General features: G+C 37.4%; 16 protein-coding genes. 3 read left to right on the forward strand and 13 right to left on the reverse strand.

Annotation, left to right across the window (positions count from 1 at the left end; all coding sequences use genetic code 11):
• Positions 1–15: 15 nt before the first annotated feature.
• The 11 genes from ACU8DI_RS09955 to ACU8DI_RS10005 form a co-directional block, all read right to left on the reverse strand.
• Positions 16–3,231, reverse strand: a complete 3,216-nt coding sequence (locus ACU8DI_RS09955) for a WD40/YVTN/BNR-like repeat-containing protein (RefSeq protein WP_447112625.1) — start codon at positions 3,229–3,231, stop codon at positions 16–18.
• 115 nt (positions 3,232–3,346) lie between these two features.
• Positions 3,347–4,048 carry a purine-nucleoside phosphorylase gene (gene deoD / locus ACU8DI_RS09960; RefSeq protein ID WP_447112626.1) on the reverse strand — a complete coding sequence of 234 codons (702 nt, stop codon included), beginning with the start codon at positions 4,046–4,048 and terminating at the stop codon, positions 3,347–3,349.
• A gap of 139 nt (positions 4,049–4,187) precedes the next feature.
• The gene (locus ACU8DI_RS09965; RefSeq protein ID WP_447112627.1) at positions 4,188–4,607 is read right to left on the reverse strand and encodes a CBS domain-containing protein; all 420 of its coding nucleotides are present in this window, start codon (positions 4,605–4,607) and stop codon (positions 4,188–4,190) included.
• A gap of 80 nt (positions 4,608–4,687) precedes the next feature.
• Positions 4,688–5,389 (reverse strand): sulfite exporter TauE/SafE family protein, encoded by a 702-nt coding sequence (locus ACU8DI_RS09970; protein ID WP_447112628.1) that lies wholly within the window; start codon positions 5,387–5,389, stop codon positions 4,688–4,690.
• An 11-nt stretch (positions 5,390–5,400) separates the two neighbouring features.
• Positions 5,401–5,847 carry a FixH family protein gene (locus ACU8DI_RS09975; protein WP_447112629.1) on the reverse strand — a complete coding sequence of 149 codons (447 nt, stop codon included), beginning with the start codon at positions 5,845–5,847 and terminating at the stop codon, positions 5,401–5,403.
• Between the two features lie 12 nt (positions 5,848–5,859).
• The gene (gene ccoG / locus ACU8DI_RS09980; RefSeq protein ID WP_447112865.1) at positions 5,860–7,284 is read right to left on the reverse strand and encodes a cytochrome c oxidase accessory protein CcoG; all 1,425 of its coding nucleotides are present in this window, start codon (positions 7,282–7,284) and stop codon (positions 5,860–5,862) included.
• Between the two features lie 5 nt (positions 7,285–7,289).
• Entirely contained in the window at positions 7,290–8,240 is a 951-nt protein-coding gene (locus ACU8DI_RS09985; protein WP_447112630.1) for a cbb3-type cytochrome c oxidase N-terminal domain-containing protein, read from the reverse strand.
• Positions 8,230–8,421, reverse strand: a complete 192-nt coding sequence (locus tag ACU8DI_RS09990; RefSeq protein ID WP_447112631.1) for a CcoQ/FixQ family Cbb3-type cytochrome c oxidase assembly chaperone — start codon at positions 8,419–8,421, stop codon at positions 8,230–8,232. Before ACU8DI_RS09990 ends, ACU8DI_RS09985 begins: the two co-directional genes overlap by 11 nt.
• Positions 8,422–8,424: 3 nt before the next feature.
• Positions 8,425–10,632: a cytochrome-c oxidase, cbb3-type subunit I gene (gene ccoN / locus ACU8DI_RS09995; RefSeq protein ID WP_447112632.1), complete on the reverse strand. Its 2,208-nt coding sequence runs from the start codon at positions 10,630–10,632 to the stop codon at positions 8,425–8,427.
• Positions 10,633–10,637: 5 nt separating this feature from the next.
• The gene (gene ccoS / locus ACU8DI_RS10000; RefSeq protein WP_447112633.1) at positions 10,638–10,826 is read right to left on the reverse strand and encodes a cbb3-type cytochrome oxidase assembly protein CcoS; all 189 of its coding nucleotides are present in this window, start codon (positions 10,824–10,826) and stop codon (positions 10,638–10,640) included.
• Between the two features lie 106 nt (positions 10,827–10,932).
• Positions 10,933–13,305 carry a heavy metal translocating P-type ATPase gene (locus tag ACU8DI_RS10005; RefSeq protein ID WP_447112634.1) on the reverse strand — a complete coding sequence of 791 codons (2,373 nt, stop codon included), beginning with the start codon at positions 13,303–13,305 and terminating at the stop codon, positions 10,933–10,935.
• Positions 13,306–13,412: 107 nt separating this feature from the next.
• Here ACU8DI_RS10005 and ACU8DI_RS10010 point away from each other — a divergent pair, with 107 nt between their 5' ends.
• The 3 genes from ACU8DI_RS10010 to ACU8DI_RS10020 are packed head-to-tail and all read left to right on the forward strand — an operon-like array spanning position 13,413 to position 16,744.
• The gene (locus tag ACU8DI_RS10010) at positions 13,413–14,090 is read left to right on the forward strand and encodes a Crp/Fnr family transcriptional regulator (RefSeq protein ID WP_447112635.1); all 678 of its coding nucleotides are present in this window, start codon (positions 13,413–13,415) and stop codon (positions 14,088–14,090) included.
• A 54-nt stretch (positions 14,091–14,144) separates the two neighbouring features.
• The gene (locus ACU8DI_RS10015; protein WP_447112636.1) at positions 14,145–15,272 is read left to right on the forward strand and encodes a vWA domain-containing protein; all 1,128 of its coding nucleotides are present in this window, start codon (positions 14,145–14,147) and stop codon (positions 15,270–15,272) included.
• 5 nt (positions 15,273–15,277) lie between these two features.
• Positions 15,278–16,744 (forward strand): magnesium chelatase, encoded by a 1,467-nt coding sequence (locus ACU8DI_RS10020; protein ID WP_447112637.1) that lies wholly within the window; start codon positions 15,278–15,280, stop codon positions 16,742–16,744.
• Here ACU8DI_RS10020 and ACU8DI_RS10025 read toward each other — a convergent pair whose 3' ends face one another.
• Together ACU8DI_RS10025 and ACU8DI_RS10030 are read right to left on the reverse strand one after the other, a co-directional pair.
• Complete coding sequence (locus ACU8DI_RS10025; protein ID WP_447112638.1) at positions 16,745–17,344, reverse strand: hypothetical protein; 600 nt, start codon at positions 17,342–17,344, stop codon at positions 16,745–16,747.
• A 34-nt stretch (positions 17,345–17,378) separates the two neighbouring features.
• Positions 17,379–17,942, reverse strand: a complete 564-nt coding sequence (locus ACU8DI_RS10030) for a YdeI/OmpD-associated family protein (RefSeq protein ID WP_447112639.1) — start codon at positions 17,940–17,942, stop codon at positions 17,379–17,381.
• Between the last annotated feature and the right edge of the window lie 7 nt (positions 17,943–17,949).

Consider the following 17,949-nt stretch of genomic DNA (forward strand, 5'->3'; position numbering starts at 1 on the left):
TGTTTTTGATTGTATTTAATCCAATTTAAACGTTTGAGTATCCTTAAAAGGACTCATCTCTGAAGTTTCAATGGTTTGTCGGTATTTTGGCCAGTCGTCATTAAAAAATTGGTTGGTGTCATTTATGACACTTTGAAGCGCTTCTTTCGCATTTTTTATCAACGTGTTCTCAGTGGATGTTATCCCGTTTTGTCTACTACTTACATAGCCACTTGCCAGTCCAAATCGCTGCATAATAGTGACCTCTGGATTTCTTGTGATTCCTTGACGTTTATCCTCTTTTCCAAAGATTCTGTCGAGTATACTATCAATTTGTTTTACAATGTCTTTCGAGGCTTTAATCTGATCTTTATAGCCATCTTTGTCTAATTTTTTAAATCGTTTTTGATAGTCTTCAGCCAAGTTCTTACTTTCAACCAATTGCTTGACGGCATCTGCAGTAGTTTGCTGCATCGATTCGAGTGCTTTCAATTGCTCATAAACAGCATTAATATTCGCCATTGACATATTTATTCTTGGGTCCATCTTGACGTCTATCATGGTTTCAGAAGTTTGATCTCCATAGGTCATGATAGCTTTATACTTTCCAGGTTTGACCGAAACACCGCTCGGTTCATAATCTCTTTTTCGCAGACGTTTAGAAGGACGATCGGCTCCAGCCTCATCCATGTACCACGTCCATTGATGGATACCAGTGCTATCTGGAGTTTTTCTTTTTAAGGAGCGAATTAGGCGATCGCCATCGTAGATATGAAGGTGGATAGAATCCCACTTCACTTCAGCTGTTTCTTTTGCTGAATCAGTATCTTCCATTGCGTCACTGTCATCATCCTTATCGGCTTCTGAAGCGTTTTCCTTTTGATCTACGCTCAACATATAAGAAAGTCTCGCGCCATAGCCTCGATTTTCACCATGATACATAGCGTCACCTCCAAAGCGACTGCCTGTTGGTTGCTGATATGCGGCTTGATAAGCCACTGGAGGCTCAAATAACTTTAATTTTTGATTAGTCAATTGTTTGTCTTTAGCTAAAGCACGTAGCGGGCGAATATCATCTAAAACCCATGCAGCTCTTCCGAAGGTTCCTATAATCAAATCATGCTCCCTAGGATGAATTACCAAATCTTTAACCGAGACTGTCGGGAAACCATTAGTCCATTTTTGCCAGTTTGTTCCAGCATTGAATGAAATATAAAGTCCGTCATCCGTTCCTAAAAATAAGAGATTAGACTCTAATGGATCTTCAATAATAGATAAGGTATAACTCTCAACATCATTGGTGTCCACAATGCGTTGCCACGTTTTTCCGTAGTCAGTGGTTCTATAGGCATAAGGTGTGTAATTAAATCGACGATAGTCATTAGCAATTAATAATGCCTCTCCTTTGCGTTTATTGGATGCCTTAATTTGGGCAATCCAACTGCCTTCGGGTAAACCTTTGAGGTTCTTTGAGACATCATTCCAGGAGTTACCACCATTAGTGGTATAATGTACTTTTCCATCATCCGTACCTACCCAAAGCATATCTTTTTCTAAGGGTGAAGGCTCTATGACTAATATGGTGGTATGGTTTTCTGCACCAGTGGCATCCATCGTAAGTCCGCCACTTTCAGATTGTTTTTGTTTTTCGGGATCATTGGTCGTAAGGTCAGGAGAGATAATCGTCCATGTATCACCTTTATCTGTTGATTTATGCACAAATTGACTTCCGAAGTACAAGGTACTATTATCAAAAGGGTCCAAATTTATGGCAGAATTCCAATTAAATCGAAGAGCTATATCAGGGTCTGGATGTGTTGGTCTTACCAAATAGTTGTTACCTGTTTGCCAATCGTATCGGCTCACATATCCTTGTTGACTCATCGACCAGCCAAACCTTGAGTTGTCTTTATCAGGAACAACATCAAAACCATCTCCGAAGCTTATTTCCTGCCAATAGCTGTTACGAATACCTTGATCTCTCCAGACATAAGCTGGACCTCGCCATGAGCCGTTGTCTTGCATTCCGCCATAGACATTGTAGGGAATTTCATTGTCAACGGCAATGTGATAAAACTGTGCGACCGGTAAATTACCTATAAAACGCCAAGAATCACCACCATCTTTAGTGATATTCATACCACCATCATTACCATCGATCATAAAGTTACCATTTTCAGGATGAATCCACCAAGCATGGTGATCGGGATGCACACCATTAGAAACGCCATATGCAGGCATGAGTTGCGAAAAGTTTTTACCACCATCTTCAGAGACGTTCACGTATGTAAATACAGAATATACGCGATTTTCATTTTGAGGATCTACATATATTTCTGAATAATAAAATGGTCGATTGCCAATATCATTTTTGTCGTTTATTTTTTTCCACTGAAATCCACCGTCTTCACTTTTATAAAGGGCATTTTTTTTAGCTTCAACCAAAGCGTACACAATGTTTGGTTTGCCTGGAGCGATGGCCACACCTATACGACCCAGATGGCCTTTAGGAAACCCTTCTTTATCTGTTATTTTTTTCCAAGTTTTACCGCCATCATGAGTGATGTGTAGTCCAGAACCTTCGCCACCTGAATTGAAAAACCAGGGTTCCCGTTTGTGTTCCCACATGGCAGCTATCAATTTATTAGGGTTTTTAGGGTCCATGACCAAGTCTGCAGCGCCTGTTTTGTTATTTGCAAATAATATTTTGTTCCATGTTTGTCCGCCATCGGTTGTTTTAAACACACCTCGCTCTGGGTGTTCTCCCCAAGGAGAGCCAATTGCAGCAACATATACCGTGTTAGGGTCTGTAGGGTCAATGATCACCCTATGGATATGTCTCGTCTTTTCAAGACCCATCGCATGCCAGCTTTTACCACCATCCAATGATTTGAATATACCATAACCACCATTCAAACTATTTCTTGGATTGCCTTCACCTGTGCCAACCCAGATAACACTAGGATTGGATTGCTGAATAGCAACTGCTCCAATGGAAGCTGTCACTTGATTATCAAAAATTGGAGACCATTTGATTCCACCAGACTCACTCTTCCACAAGCCTCCTGAAGCCGTACCGACATACATAATATCAGGATTCGAATGAACAACATCAATGGCCGTGACACGACCAGACATACCGCCTGGGCCAATGTTTCTTGGTGTCATGTTTTTTAGAAGATCTAAGGAAATATCTTGGGAAAAAAGAGAGAGGGATGCTAGTAGAAGCATCGAGAACAATAGTTTTTTCATTACGGATTTTGGTTTAGTTGCTTTAAAGATACTAAAACAAACGTCTTGATAATAACTCAAATAAGTTAAAACTGAGGATATGTTTACCTCATGTAGGTCTTTTCAATAGAAAAAATTAGTCTAACGTACTTAAGGCAATTTCAATCATGGTATTAAAGGTAGACTCTCGTTCATCACTAGAGGTATGTTCCTTAGTGACCAAAGAGTCAGAAATAGTAAGAATTGAGAGGGCATTCACCTGATGCTTTGCAGCTACTGTGTATAAACCTGCTGTTTCCATTTCAACACACAGAACCCCAAAATCTGCCCACTTTTTATAAGCATTATAATCATCTTCATAAAATTCATCAGATGATAAAATGTTACCCGCTTTGATAGGTATGTTATTTGCTTTCGCATAGGAAGCTGCTTTCATAAACAACTCAAAATTAGCGGTTGGTGCATAATCGGCATTTATGAATCTGGAATTATTAATGCCTGATGTAGAAGAAGCAGCCATAGCAATAACGATATCTCTGATATGGACGTGTTTTTGATATGAGCCAGCCGAACCAACACGTACCAAATTTTTTGCGCCATAATCATTGATGAGTTCATTGCAATAAATTAAACATGATGGAATTCCCATGCCAGTACCTTGAACCGAAACTAACTTTCCTTTGTAAGTTCCTGTGTAACCTAACATGCCTCTAACATCGTTATAAAGCTTAGGATTATCAAAAAAGGTTTCAGCAATCCATTTTGCTCTCATTGGATCACCAGGTAATAATACCGTTTCTGCAATCTCGCCTTGTTTTGCTTCAATATGTGTGCTCATAATAATGTGGTCAGTAGAAATAATTACGCTTGGTACTAAGATACCTATTCCTTATCAAATGGCTGTAATGATGTCGAATAACAATAAATCCCAAAGATGATCGATCATACTTTAGGATTTAATGTGCGTGAATACTGTCTTAGAATTGCTCTAGTAAATAATTGATAAGGTCTGTGGTCGTTACAATACCCACAAGTTTATTGTTTTCTAAAACAGGGAGTGCATGAAACTCTTTTTTGGATAGAATTTCCGCAACTTCTTTAATGGTCGTATTTGCATTAACACTTACCAAATTTTTGGCCATGACTTGCTCTATGGTAAACATGTTATAAACTACGGTATCTACCTCCTGTTCATTTTCGTCTACGGCATCGGCAAAACTAATTCTTAAAAGATCGGTATAGCTTAGCATTCCTGTTACTTGATCACCACTCACGACAGGAATATGTCGGATATGGTTGCTTTTAAATAAGGACTCTGCAGTCTCTAAATTGTCGCTTAGATTTAAGGTGATGACATTCTTGGTCATTATCGTTGAAACTGGCATTCTTTTTTTCATGATTTTTCGTTTTAATTCAATCTTAAAGTTAGAGTGATCAACCACGAAAAACTATGACTTATATCATTAATAATCTTATTTTAATGACATTCAATCGCACTTGATGCCATTTCCACAATGGGCGTAGGAGATAGATAAGGGATGCCTAATCCTAAACCTCTTACAATAAAAAGAAGTCCCATGAGGATGACAAAAACAGGAATGACCCTTTGTATACCTTGTTTGGCTCTTACATTTAAAAACTTGCCTAAATAGATAGCTGAAGTCATTAAGGGTATTGTGCCCACACCGAATAGGAACATGTATACGCTACTTTGAACAGCATTTTCTATGGCAAACGAAGCAATGATGGCCATATACACCAAACCACAAGGTAAAAAACCATTAAGAAAACCAATCGTTAAAAAGGTATCGGCTGTTTTCTTTTTAAGGGCTTTACCTAGCGATGTTTTTACTTTTGAAATAACTCGGTAGATGGGTTTAGAAAGATTGTATTTATTAAACGTCTGAACAGGAATAAGTACGACAACAATTATCAATAAACCGATGGCAATAGACAGCTGTTGTTGCAGACCAAAAATGTACAAGCCTTTTCCTAGCAGTCCAAAAATGAATCCTATGAGACTGTATGCTAATAGTCGCCCTAGATGATAGGTAAAAACTTGGGTGATTTTTCTTGTGGAATTACGACGGTCTACGGGTAGCATAAAGGCAATTGGTCCACACATCCCAACACAGTGGAAGCTTCCTAATAAACCGAATATGATTGCAGACCAGAGCATATTTAGTTGACTTAGTAAACAATGTCTTTTTTGAAGAGATATGATTTTCCTTTATATTGCCAATCCACTTTAATGTTCCAACGACCATCTAACAAACGTTTGTCAGGTATGAGCAAATTGTGATCGGACAGTGAAATCGTTGTTTCAAAGTCTAATTGTTTATTAGATGGTCTATATAGGAACACATTTCCAGTAATTTCTTTGGCATCCATGGTTTCAGGAAAGGCTATTTCAAGACCATTTTCGGTACGTGTCCATGAAACATTCTTTTCAAGCGTTTTGGCGTTATTCTCTTTATTAATTTCATTTTGATAGGCAAGTTCTTCCTTATAGTAGTCTTCTACTACTAAATCTGTATCGTATTTTTTCAGGGTGTTCATATTGATGACAAAATACATGATAAAGGCTATAAAGCCTATAAATGCTAGTACGATACCTGTTCCCCAATTAAATTTCATAATGTTCAGTGTTTAATTATAACTTCTCGGTCCTAAAAAATTGACAGTTGTTGTTTCTATGAGGTCATCCTCATTGTAAACGTCAATCATAAGCTTATTCCGATCACCTTTTAGTTCGCTTTTGTTGATTTCAATAAACATAGTTCCTTCTGCCAGTCCTTGTGCAGGTACCGTGATTGTTTCAGATGCAGATACTAATTTGATTTCACCTTTATATTTACGCAATCTGAAGCTCACATTAGTAATGCTGTCGGTCGTTTTGTTTACTAATTTATAGGTAAAAACATTGCTGATGATGGCTTCGCCTTTATGCTCATAAAGTTGCCCTGGGAGCCTCAATATTCTTGCTTCAACATCATTTCTCAATAGGAGCATTCCTGTTAATACACCAATTAAAATAACTAGTACTGCGGTGTATCCTTTAAGTCGAGGTGTGAATTTAAATTTCTTTTTCTTTTCAATATTGTCTTCACTGGCATACCGAATTAACCCTTTCGGAAGATTAATGCTCTCCATAATATGATCACATTCATCAATACAGGCTGTACAGTTCACACATTCTAACTGTGTGCCATTTCTTATGTCTATACCTGTAGGACACACATGCACACATTGCAGGCAATCAATACAATCACCGTGACCTAAGGCTTCACGATCCTCATTCTTTCTGAATTTTTTACGCCCATTTTCACCTTCACCTCTTTTGTGATCATAGGCGACTACGATAGATTTATTATCAAGAAGTACACCTTGGAGTCTCCCGTAAGGACAAGCGATGATGCAGACTTGCTCTCGAAACCACGCAAATACAAAATAAAATATGGCGGTAAATATGATGAGAGGAAACAAGGTGCCCAAATGTTCAAACGGCCCGTCAATGACATATCTTAAGAGTTTGTCACTTCCTATAAGATACGCCAAAAATATGTTTGCTATGAGGAAAGAGATAACCAAAAATAGGAACCATTTGAGTAGTCGTTTACGAATCTTTTCAGCATCCCACTTCTGCTCGTCTAATTTTCGCTGTTTATTTCTATCACCATCAATCCAATATTCTATTCTTCGGAAAACCATTTCCATAAAAATAGTTTGCGGACAAATCCATCCACAGAAGATACGACCAAAACCAACCGTAAAGAGCGTGACGAATATCACACCAATAATCATTGATATCACAAATAAGTGAAAATCTTGTGGCCAAAAAGGGAAGCCGAAAATATTGAAGCGACGCTCAAGAACATTAAACATCAAAAATTGATTGCCATTTATTTTTATAAATGGTGCAGCAAAAAGAAAGGTCAGTAAAACATAACTGACAATTTTACGCTTTTCGTAATAAGGACCACTAGGCTTTTTTGGATACACCCAAGCACGATTTCCATCCTCATTGACCGTGCCAATAGAATCTCTAAAACTTTCATTTTTGGGTGTATCCATCATGGTTACTCTTCTATAGTAATGACTGAATCAGTTTTAACTTCCATCATTTCAGTAGGAATGTCTTCAGCGGGAGCTTCTTCACTCGTCCAAATATCACCTTCTGCAGCCTTTGGTTCGGCAGGTGTGGTGCCCTGAAACTGTAATACATAACTCGCCACTTGTGCGATTTCTGAAGGTTTTAAACTTTGTTTCCAAGCAATCATACCCTTACCATCACGACCGCCTTCTGCGACAGTTTTAAATACGTTTTTAATGCCACCACCTAAAATCCAGTGTTTGTCTGTTAGGTTAGGGCCTATACCACCACCACCATCTGCTTTATGACAAGCCACACAGTTCGTTTCAAAAATTACCTGTCCTTCTTTTAGATCACTAGCATCCGTCAATACAGTGACCGTATTGAAATCAACTAAATCCTTAGCTGTTTTTTTGTACGCTTCAATTTCAATTTCTGCTTGAGCTATTTCGGCTTCTAATTCTTCATATTGATTGTCTCCATTAAAAACATGGAATCTTGCGAGGTAAATAGCGGCGAAAACAATGGATGCATAAAATCCATACAACCACCATGGTGGTAAATCATTATCAAGCTCTTTGATACCATCATAATTGTGATCGAGCACTAAATCATGTTCTTCTTCAATAGGTTTTGTACCTACTAATTTTGTGTAGGTGGTTTTTAACCAACTTAGGAGTTTGGACGGCTCATTTAATTTGGATTCATAACGCGTTTTCGCAGCGTCATCTAAACTTTGGTAAAGTACGTTATTGATGGCACTTACAATGCCTTCAATCGCTACAAGTATCAGAAAAACTAGTACTAAAAATAAAGCTACCAACGGTTCTTCAATGAAGGCAAACTTGTCGCCATAATCCATGACGTTTTCAGTAATTGCGAAAATGATAAAGAATACTACTGGTACTCTTATCCAGGATGGGATTCTAGTTTTCATGATGCTGTTGGTTTTGATTGTCCAATGGGATTTGACTCACTGTATTGATATAGTCTTTTTTGGCAGTGATGACCCACCAAAAAAGGATGACGAAAAAACTGAAAAATATAAGTAAGGAAATTAATGGATAGATTTCTATACCAGTAATACTTTCCATATGATGTTTTACAAATTTTAGCATGATTTATTGTTTTTGAATCGTTGTTACTTCTGAATCTTCAACTTTAATATCTGTGCCAAGTCGTTGTAAATATGCTATGATGGCTACGATTTCTCGATCACGCATTTCAACGAAGTTCTCACCACCAGATTTTTTATCAGCTTCGTAAGAAGAGGCGAAATCAGGATCTGAATACAGGTTCTTTTCTATTTGAGTCCCCTGTTCTGTCATGGCTTGTTGTGCGTTCTCGATATCTTGATCAGAATAAGGAACACCTAAGGATACCATCGCTCGCATTTTGGCTTCTGTTTGCGACTTGTCTAATTGGTTTTTAATAAGCCATTTGTAAGCTGGCATAATTGAACCAGATGAGGTGCTTTGTGGATCATACATGTGATTTAAGTGCCAATTATCTGAATACTTACCACCAACGCGATGTAAGTCTGGACCTGTTCGTTTACTGCCCCAAAGGAATGGATGATCATAAACATATTCACCAGCTTTTGAATACTCACCATAACGTTCGACTTCATTTCTAAAAGGTCTTACCATTTGAGAATGACATCCTACACAGCCTTCTCTTATATAAATATCCCGTCCTTCCAATTCTAGAGGCGTGTAAGGTTTCACACTTGAAATGGTTGGGATGTTTTCTTCAACCAAAAGGGTTGGAATAATTTGAACAACACCTCCAATTAATATGGCGATTGTAGCATAAATCGTTAATTTAATAGGTTTACGCTCTAACCAAGTGTGCCATCCTTCGCCAGCCACTCGACGCTTAGAAACACGTTTTAATGCAGGTGCTTCAGCTAATTCATCAGTGACTTTGCTACCATTTCTAATGGTGATAATAACGTTCACTACTAAAATGAGCATACCTGCAATATAAAGTGTACCACCAATAGCTCTCATCCAGTACATTGGAATGATTTCTGTTACGGTTTCAAGGAAATTACCGTAGACTAAAGTGCCATCTGGGTTAAATTGTTTCCACATAGCCCATTGTGTAAATCCCGCAACATACATCGGAAGCGCATAGAAAATAATTCCTAAGGTGCCAATCCAGAAATGTAAGTTAGCAAAACCTGTTGAGTGCAATTTCGTTTTGAATAATTTTGGAACTAAATAGTAAATCATTCCGAAAGTAAGGAAGCCATTCCATGCGAGTGCACCAACATGAACGTGTGCAATAATCCAGTCTGTAAAATGGGCCATAGCATTCATGCTTTTAACAGAAAGCATAGGACCTTCGAACGTAGCCATGCCATAGCCTGTGATGGCAACTACCATAAATTTTAAAACAGGATCTGTTCTTACTTTATCCCATGCACCGCGCAGTGTTAGAAGTCCGTTAATCATTCCTCCCCAAGAGGGCATCAATAGCATGACTGAAAATGCCACACCGAGGTTTTGTGCCCATTCTGGGAGAGCGGTGTACAATAAATGGTGAGGTCCTGCCCAAATATAAATGAAGATCAACGACCAGAAGTGTACAATCGATAGTCTGTAAGAATATACGGGTCTGTTAGCTGCTTTAGGTACGAAGTAATACATCAATCCTAAAAATGGCGTCGTCAAGAAAAACGCCACCGCATTATGACCATACCACCATTGTACTAAGGCATCTTGAACACCAGCATAAACAGAGTAACTTTTTAAACCACTTACAGGCAGTTCTAAACTATTGAAAATATGAAGTACCGCTACGGTGACAAAGGTGGCAATGTAAAACCAAATAGCAACATACAAATGTCTTTGACGACGTTTTAAAATGGTGGCGATTAAATTCCACCCGAAAACGACCCAGATAACAGCAATTGCAATATCAAAAGGCCATTCTAATTCGGCATATTCTTTGGACGTTGTATAGCCTAAAGGAAGGGTGATGGCCGCACCTACGATAATTAATTGCCAACCCCAAAAATTGATTTTACTTAACAAGTCACTGAACATTCTTGTTTTTAAAAGACGTTGTGTGGAGTAATAAACACCTGCAAAAATGGCGTTGCCAACAAAGGCAAAAATGACAGCATTGGTATGCAAAGGTCTTAAGCGACCGAAACTCAACCATGAAACACCACCTGGAAAAAGGTCTTCTATCATGTTTGGGAATAAAAACATAAACGCCAGTAGTAGACCTACTAACATTCCTACCACTCCCCAAAGCATCGTTGCATAGAGGAAATTTTTAACGATTTTGTTATCGTAATGAAACTGTTGAACTTCCATAATAATTAATTGGTCTTTTTTGTTTTAACAGATGGTTTTGGTTGCTCTTTTACAAGTTCGTCTTCAAAAAGCATTCTAACAGAAGGGGTGTAGCCGTCATCAAATTGCCCTTGTCGAACAGCTGCTATAAACGCAATGAAAAACACGAGAGCAACAATAATGCTGATACTCAATAAAATATATATAACACTCATACCTATTAGAAGTTATGGTTCAAAATTACAGTTGAACGGGTTCTTAAAACATGACTTATATCATGTTTAAAAATTATTTTAGATGTGAAGTTGACATATCGCATATTCACGTTATTTTTCGACCTTTAATATTGGTAGCGACGGTTGTAAAAACGACCACACTTATCGAGCTTAATGGCATTAAAATAGCTGCTATTACTGGTGCTAATTGTCCTGTAACCGCAAAATAAAGTCCGATCATGTTATAGATAAACGATAAGGCAAAACTCCATTTTATAATCTGGATGGCACTTTTAGAGGCTTTTAAAAATTTATGTAATTGATGAAATTTGGAAGCATCTAAAATGGCATCACATGCTGGTGAAAAAACATTCACATTTTCTGACAGCGCAATTCCGACATTACTTTGAGCAAGAGCACCAGCATCATTTAGTCCGTCACCAATCATTAATACTTTGGCACCTTCACTTTGATGGTATTTGATGTATTCTAATTTGTCATCGGGCTTTTGATTAAAAATCAGTTTTGTTTTGGCGGGAAGTAACTTTTTAAGATTTGCGTATTCGCCTTCATTGTCACCCGATAATATGACGAGATCATATTGTTTTTTTAATTTATTGAACAGTTTCGATAAGCCTTTCCGATAGCTGTTGTAAAAGGTAAATTTTCCCTTGTATTGATTATTCGTACTCACGTGTACTGCAGTGTTTAATACAGGCGCTTCATTGCTCCCGATAAAACTGGCGGACCCTATTTTAATATGCTCTTGATGATAGGTGGCTTCAATACCTTTTCCTAGATGTTCTTCAAAATGATTGAGCGATACAATCTGATGCTCATCAAGAATATCGTAAAGCGTTCTACTGAGTGGATGATTAGAGCCTCGTAATGTGTTTTTTAATAGTTGTTCTTCCGAAGCACTCAAGGCAATGCCTTCATAATTTGCCCTACTTTTTTGATTTGAGGTAATCGTTCCAGTTTTATCAAAAATAATGGTATCGATTTGGGCTAGTTGTTCAATGACGGAAGCATTTTTTACATAGAATTTTAACTTTCCGAAGATGCGAAGTAAATTTCCGAAGGTAAATGGTGCAGATAAGGCAATGGCACACGGACACGCAATAATAAGCACAGCAGTGAATACATTCATTGCTTTCGTAGCATCCGTAAATAGCCAATATGTGGTAGAAACAAAAGCAATTGCCAAAACGGCAATCGTGAAGCGTTTACTGATGTTGTTGGTGAGGGTTGTAAAACCATCTTCTTTATTTTTATTAAATACATCATTACTCCATAACTGTGTTAAATAACTTTGTTCTACCGATTTTAACGCTTCCATTTCAATACTACCAGACGTCTGCTTTCCACCAGCATATAATTTGTCACCAGACACTTTACGCACGGTTTCTGATTCTCCCGTGACAAAACTGTAATCGATGCGTGCTTTGCCATTTATAAGGATACCATCAACGGGTATTAATTCTTCATTTCTTATAAGTAACCTGTCGCCTTTGTCAATATCATAGACAGGAATTGGTGTTTCCTCACCGTGAGAATTTACTTTGGTGATAGCGATAGGAAAATAGGATTTGTAATCACGTTCAAATGACAGGTAGGTGTATGTTTTCTGTTGAAAAAATCTTCCTAGAAGTAAGAAAAAAATAAGTCCGGTTAAGCTATCAAAAAATCCAGATCCCAAATCGAAGATAATGTCTACCGTACTTCTGATAAATAACACCGAAATTCCCAAGGCAATAGGTACATCGATATTTAATATTTTAGAGCGAAGTCCTTTGAAAGCTGAGATGAAATAATCTTGTCCAGCATAAAAAACGACCGGAATGGAAAAGGCAAACATGAGCCATCGAAATAAATGTTTGTATTGTTCTAACCAGAATTCACCCACTTCAAAGTATTCTGGAAAGGACAGAAACATCACATTTCCGAAGGCAAAACCTGCAACACCTAGTTTGTAAATAAGACTTCTATTGATGTTTTCTTGACCGGTTTTAAAATCATCCAAAGAAATATAAGGTTCATAGCCTATTGAGCTCAATAGAACGACCACCTCTTTGAGAGAGTAGGTCTTGGCATTGTATGTAATACGAACAGTTTTCTTACCGAAATTTACCTGTGATGCTGAAATATCTGAGTGTAACTTATGAAGGTTTTCTAAAATCCAGATACAAGAACTACAATGAATATGTGGAATGTACAAGGTGGCAATTTGTATATCGCCATCATTGAATTCAGTGAGTTTGTCGATGATATTCTCTTGAGAAAGGAAATCATACTTTCCTTCTATTTCTTTTGGAGTAGCACCTGGTGCGGACTCCAAATCGTAATAGCAGGTTAAATCATTTTCTGAGAAAATCTCATACACTGTTTTACAACCATTACAGCAGAAATTTTTATTGTCGAATGCGATAACGGTCGTATTACAGTTGTCACCGCAGTGGAAACAAGTAGTTTGTTCCATACTAATTTGCTCATTTATACCTGTAACAAAAGTCACAAAACTTCTAAGTATTAAATATGATATTTGTCATGTTTTAGTTAATTTTACAGAACTTCAAAATATCAGGTATGAGCAAGTGTGAGCAATGCATTATTCGACAATTTAATTCTTTAAGGGCATTAACAAGAGAAGAATTGGTGCGAATTTCTGGTTGTAAGACCTCGAGATTTGTTAAGAAAGGTGAGATCATTTTTGAAGAAGGTGAAAATGTAAATGGTGTTTATTGCGTTAAAGACGGTGTATGTAAATTATCAAAACTGAGTTCTAATGGCAAAGATCAAATTGTGAAACTCGTCGTGAAAGGAGATTTACTGGGACAGCGTTCCTTAATTGGTGATGAAACTGCTAATTTAAGTGCAGTGGCTCTAAATGACATGGAAGTTTGCTTTATCCCGAAGAATGAAATCATGACAGACTTGGAAAATAATTCCAAGTTTTCCATGGATATGTTGCAGCACATGGCTCACGAATTAAAATCCTCAGACAATTCGGTGGTGGATATGGCTCAGAAATCAGTAAAGCAACGACTTGCCGAAGTTTTGGTATACATTCACGATAATTTCGGGCAAGACAAGGATGGCTATTTACCTATCAATTTGTCGCGGGAAGATTATGCGAATATTGTGGGAACGGCAACCGAGTCTGCTATTAGAATTTTATCGCAATTTAAAAAAGAAGGTCTGATATCTACCCAAGGGAAGCAAATAAAAATTGAGAATCTTCAGAATTTAAAACTCATAGAGTAATTTTAGTAATGCTTTAATATTTTTCAGTTTAAAAAGCATTATTTTTATAGAGCTATGAAACAGAAAAATGATTTTAGAAAGGGATTTGTATTTAAGACGTACGAAGCACCTAATCAATCGCCATTTGAAAAGCTTTTTGAAATTTTCAAAGAGTTAATCACACATACCTCTGGAGATGTGGACGAGGCTTTAGATTGGTTAAGGCAATTAGATAAAGAGTACGAATTAACCACTTCGGAATATACCATAGATGATTTTATTGAAGACCTTAAAAAGAAAGGTTATCTCAAAGAAGAGTTAGATCCTGATGGTCAAGGAGGTATGGCTATTACGGCTAAAACTGAACGGGCTATTAGACAACAAGCTTTAGAGCATATCTTTGGAAAGATTAAACGAAGTGGACAAGGAAATCACCGAAGTAAAAGCCCAGGAATAGGTGATGAGCATACTGGCGATTTTAGAAACTATCAGTTTGGAGATGCTTTGGATAAAGTGTCCATGACTGAAAGTTTAAGAAACGCTCAAATTAATCACGGTATTGGTGATTTCAATATCACAGAAGATGATTTGGTCGTAGAGGAAACACTACACAAATCCCAAATGAGTACGGTGCTCATGATTGATATAAGTCACAGTATGATTCTTTATGGTGAAGATCGTATCACACCTGCGAAACGTGTGGCTATGGCTTTAGCCGAATTGATTACAACACGTTACCCAAAAGACACGTTGGATATTCTTGTCTTCGGAAATGATGCGTGGCAAATTGAAATTAAAGACTTACCGTATTTAAAAGTGGGACCTTATCATACCAATACTGTAGCTGGTCTACAATTAGCAATGGATTTACTGAGACGTAAGCGCAACACCAATAAGCAAATATTCATGATCACCGATGGGAAACCTAGCTGCTTGCGATTGCCAGATGGGGAGTATTACAAGGACAGTAACGGTCTCAATCCTTACATTACCAATAAGTGCTATGCGATGGCGCAACAAGCCAGAAAGCTTCATATTCCTATAACCACGTTTATGATTGCGCAAGATCGTTATCTGATGCAGTTTGTTCAAGAATTTACGCATGCCAATCAAGGCAAAGCTTTTTATACTGGTTTAAAAGGACTTGGTGAAATGATTTTTGAAGATTATGAAACAAATAGAAAAAAAAGAATTAGAGGTTAAGATATATGAAAATAGAAACGATACATACCTTAGGAGAATTAAAAAAACAAGCTTATCAATCTAAATCTATAAAGGATGAACTTAGAGACAACCTTATAGCCAAAATTAAAAACAAGGAAACTGCTTTTGAAGGGGTTCATGGCTATGAAAACACGGTAATTCCAGAATTGGAACGCGCCATATTATCTAGGCATAATATTAATTTGCTGGGTTTACGCGGACAAGCGAAAACACGATTAGCACGTTTAATGTTGAACTTGTTAGATGACTACATTCCCATAGTAGAAGGTTCCGAAATAAATGATGATCCGTTGCAACCTATTTCTAGGTTTGCCAAAACACTTATCGATGAAAAAGGAGATGATACACCTATTGCATGGTTACATAGAAGCGATCGATTTGCGGAAAAGTTAGCAACGCCAGATGTGACAGTTGCCGATTTAATTGGTGACGTTGATCCCATCAAAGCCGCAAATTTGAAATTGAGCTATGCTGATGATCGTGTGATTCATTATGGTATGATTCCAAGAGCAAACCGTTGTATTTTTGTGATCAATGAATTACCTGATCTTCAAGCGAGAATCCAAGTGGCGCTATTTAATATTCTTCAAGAGGGTGATATTCAAATACGTGGTTTTAAATTACGTTTGCCTTTAGATGTGCAATTTTTGTTTACTGCTAATCCTGAAGACTATACCAATAGAGGTAGTATCGTGACACCTTTAAAGGATAGAATCGGGAGTCAAATTTTGACACATTATCCGGTAGATATTGAAACGGCCCGACTTATAACAGAACAAGAAGCCAAGTTGGTTGAAAGTCAGATAGACACGGTAGCAGTCCCAGATTTAGCTCGTGATTTGCTGGAGCAAATTGTATTTGAGGCCCGTGAAAGTGATTATATAGATGCTAAAAGTGGTGTGAGTGCTCGTTTGAGTATCACAGCTTTAGAAAATTTGTTGAGTACCGCTGAACGTCGTGCTTTAATGGCAGGAGATGAAAATACGACGATCCGTTTAAGTGACTTTGTTGGGATCATACCAGCCATCACAGGAAAGGTAGAATTAGTTTATGAAGGTGAGCAAGAAGGTGCTGCGATGGTTGCGTATAATTTGATTGGTGAGGCTGTGAAAGCCTTGTTTGTAGAATTTTTTCCAAAAATTGAAAAACTCAAGAAAGATTCTGAAGAAACACCTTACGATGATATTATTTCATGGTTTTTTAATCAGCAAGACGGGTTTGAGATATTGGACGATCTTCGTAATAAGGAATATAAAGCTTTACTCGATGCTGTATCACCATTAGATGATTTGTTAGGCGAATATCAGCCGAAACTCAGTAAAGAGGATAGTTATTTTGTAAAGGAATTTGTGCTTTGGGCGCTTGTAGAATTTAAGCAATTGAATAAATTTCGATTCACTGAAGGTATTCAGTTTAAAGATCCTTATGGTAGTTTTATTAATGGTATTTAGTTAGTCTTTTGAGATTAAAATAGGGATGTTTGCACTATTGTCCTTGGATTCTACATTAGTGAGAAGCCATTGTGTCCCGTAAACATCCTCATAAGTAATTTTAAATACAATATTCATAGCATTAAAGGCTTTCTTAAACGCTGTAATGTTATCCGATCCATAAACTTCAATAACACTTATCGCGTCATTGGCAGGTAACACAAAGCCTTTCACCAAATCACTTTGTAGATAGGAAATGGTGTCTAATGGTTGATAGGTTTTAAGCATATCTTGAAAAAAAGCGTTAGAACTTTGAAAGTTTTTGGAGTTATCTACTGTAATGTCAACATTCGTAATAAATGCTGGACCTACTCCTTTATTCCCGATAACCAATTTAAAGGTGTCATTATAGTCACTAAGCCATTGATTTAAATAAGGAAGCACACTGGCACTTTGCTGCATTTGCGTGAGCTTGTTATCCTCTCGAGCCAGATAGGATTGATAGAGCAATGCGATTAAAGAGATGACACTTATAAACAGCGCTGAGGTACTCATGATTTTATCAGAAGTCCAATTAATTTTCCAGCGTTTTTTCTTTGAAGATGTTATTTCGTCTGACATGTAACGTCGTCTATGTTATAAATTTAATAAAAGATTACCGGTTATCCCGACTTTTGATATTTTCGTGACAGCAATTAATTATTTCTTGAATTCTTCGTTCTCTAGTGGTTTCTCGCTTTGCTTGATTTAACCAATAGAGGTATCCTTTTCTATAGGAAGGAGCGAAATTGTTATAGTTTTCAAAGGCTTCAGGATTCATGTCAAATGCCAATTGTAGGTCCTTCGGAATAACGCCATTTTCAACGTCATCTAAAGCAGTCCAACTGCCATTTGCTTTCGCTATCGCTATAGATTCGAGACCTCGCTTATGCATCAAGTTTGCTTTTTTAAGTTCTTGGATGTATGTTTTGTTTAGAGCACTCCAGACGCTTTTTGGTTTTCTTTGACAAAAATATTGGCGTCGTTTCCCGTTTCCTAAACTCTTTACCGTAGAGTCAATCCAGCCATAACACAATGCGACCTTTACGGCTTCTTCCCATCGCATAGAGTTTTTGTGATGGTCAACCTTATAAAAAATAAGGTAGACACCACTAGAATTATCATGGTTATTTTCCAGCCATGCGCGCCATTCCTGATCTGATTCAAAATAAAGTTCCATAATAATT

This window comes from Psychroserpens sp. BH13MA-6, assembly GCF_052983595.1.

What these genes read in the sequence shown, in the direction of transcription:
- ACU8DI_RS09955 (WP_447112625.1), bottom strand. Translation starts at nt 3,231, where the DNA reads ATGAAAAAACTATTGTTCTCGATGCTTCTACTAGCATCCCTCTCTCTT.
- deoD (WP_447112626.1), bottom strand. Translation starts at nt 4,048, where the DNA reads ATGAGCACACATATTGAAGCAAAACAAGGCGAGATTGCAGAAACGGTA.
- ACU8DI_RS09965 (WP_447112627.1), bottom strand. Translation starts at nt 4,607, where the DNA reads ATGAAAAAAAGAATGCCAGTTTCAACGATAATGACCAAGAATGTCATC.
- ACU8DI_RS09970 (WP_447112628.1), bottom strand. Translation starts at nt 5,389, where the DNA reads ATGCTCTGGTCTGCAATCATATTCGGTTTATTAGGAAGCTTCCACTGT.
- ACU8DI_RS09975 (WP_447112629.1), bottom strand. Translation starts at nt 5,847, where the DNA reads ATGAAATTTAATTGGGGAACAGGTATCGTACTAGCATTTATAGGCTTT.
- ccoG (WP_447112865.1), bottom strand. Translation starts at nt 7,284, where the DNA reads ATGGATACACCCAAAAATGAAAGTTTTAGAGATTCTATTGGCACGGTC.
- ACU8DI_RS09985 (WP_447112630.1), bottom strand. Translation starts at nt 8,240, where the DNA reads ATGAAAACTAGAATCCCATCCTGGATAAGAGTACCAGTAGTATTCTTT.
- ACU8DI_RS09990 (WP_447112631.1), bottom strand. Translation starts at nt 8,421, where the DNA reads ATGCTAAAATTTGTAAAACATCATATGGAAAGTATTACTGGTATAGAA.
- ccoN (WP_447112632.1), bottom strand. Translation starts at nt 10,632, where the DNA reads ATGGAAGTTCAACAGTTTCATTACGATAACAAAATCGTTAAAAATTTC.
- ccoS (WP_447112633.1), bottom strand. Translation starts at nt 10,826, where the DNA reads ATGAGTGTTATATATATTTTATTGAGTATCAGCATTATTGTTGCTCTC.
- ACU8DI_RS10005 (WP_447112634.1), bottom strand. Translation starts at nt 13,305, where the DNA reads ATGGAACAAACTACTTGTTTCCACTGCGGTGACAACTGTAATACGACC.
- ACU8DI_RS10010 (WP_447112635.1), top strand. Translation starts at nt 13,413, where the DNA reads ATGAGCAAGTGTGAGCAATGCATTATTCGACAATTTAATTCTTTAAGG.
- ACU8DI_RS10015 (WP_447112636.1), top strand. Translation starts at nt 14,145, where the DNA reads ATGAAACAGAAAAATGATTTTAGAAAGGGATTTGTATTTAAGACGTAC.
- ACU8DI_RS10020 (WP_447112637.1), top strand. Translation starts at nt 15,278, where the DNA reads ATGAAAATAGAAACGATACATACCTTAGGAGAATTAAAAAAACAAGCT.
- ACU8DI_RS10025 (WP_447112638.1), bottom strand. Translation starts at nt 17,344, where the DNA reads ATGTCAGACGAAATAACATCTTCAAAGAAAAAACGCTGGAAAATTAAT.
- ACU8DI_RS10030 (WP_447112639.1), bottom strand. Translation starts at nt 17,942, where the DNA reads ATGGAACTTTATTTTGAATCAGATCAGGAATGGCGCGCATGGCTGGAA.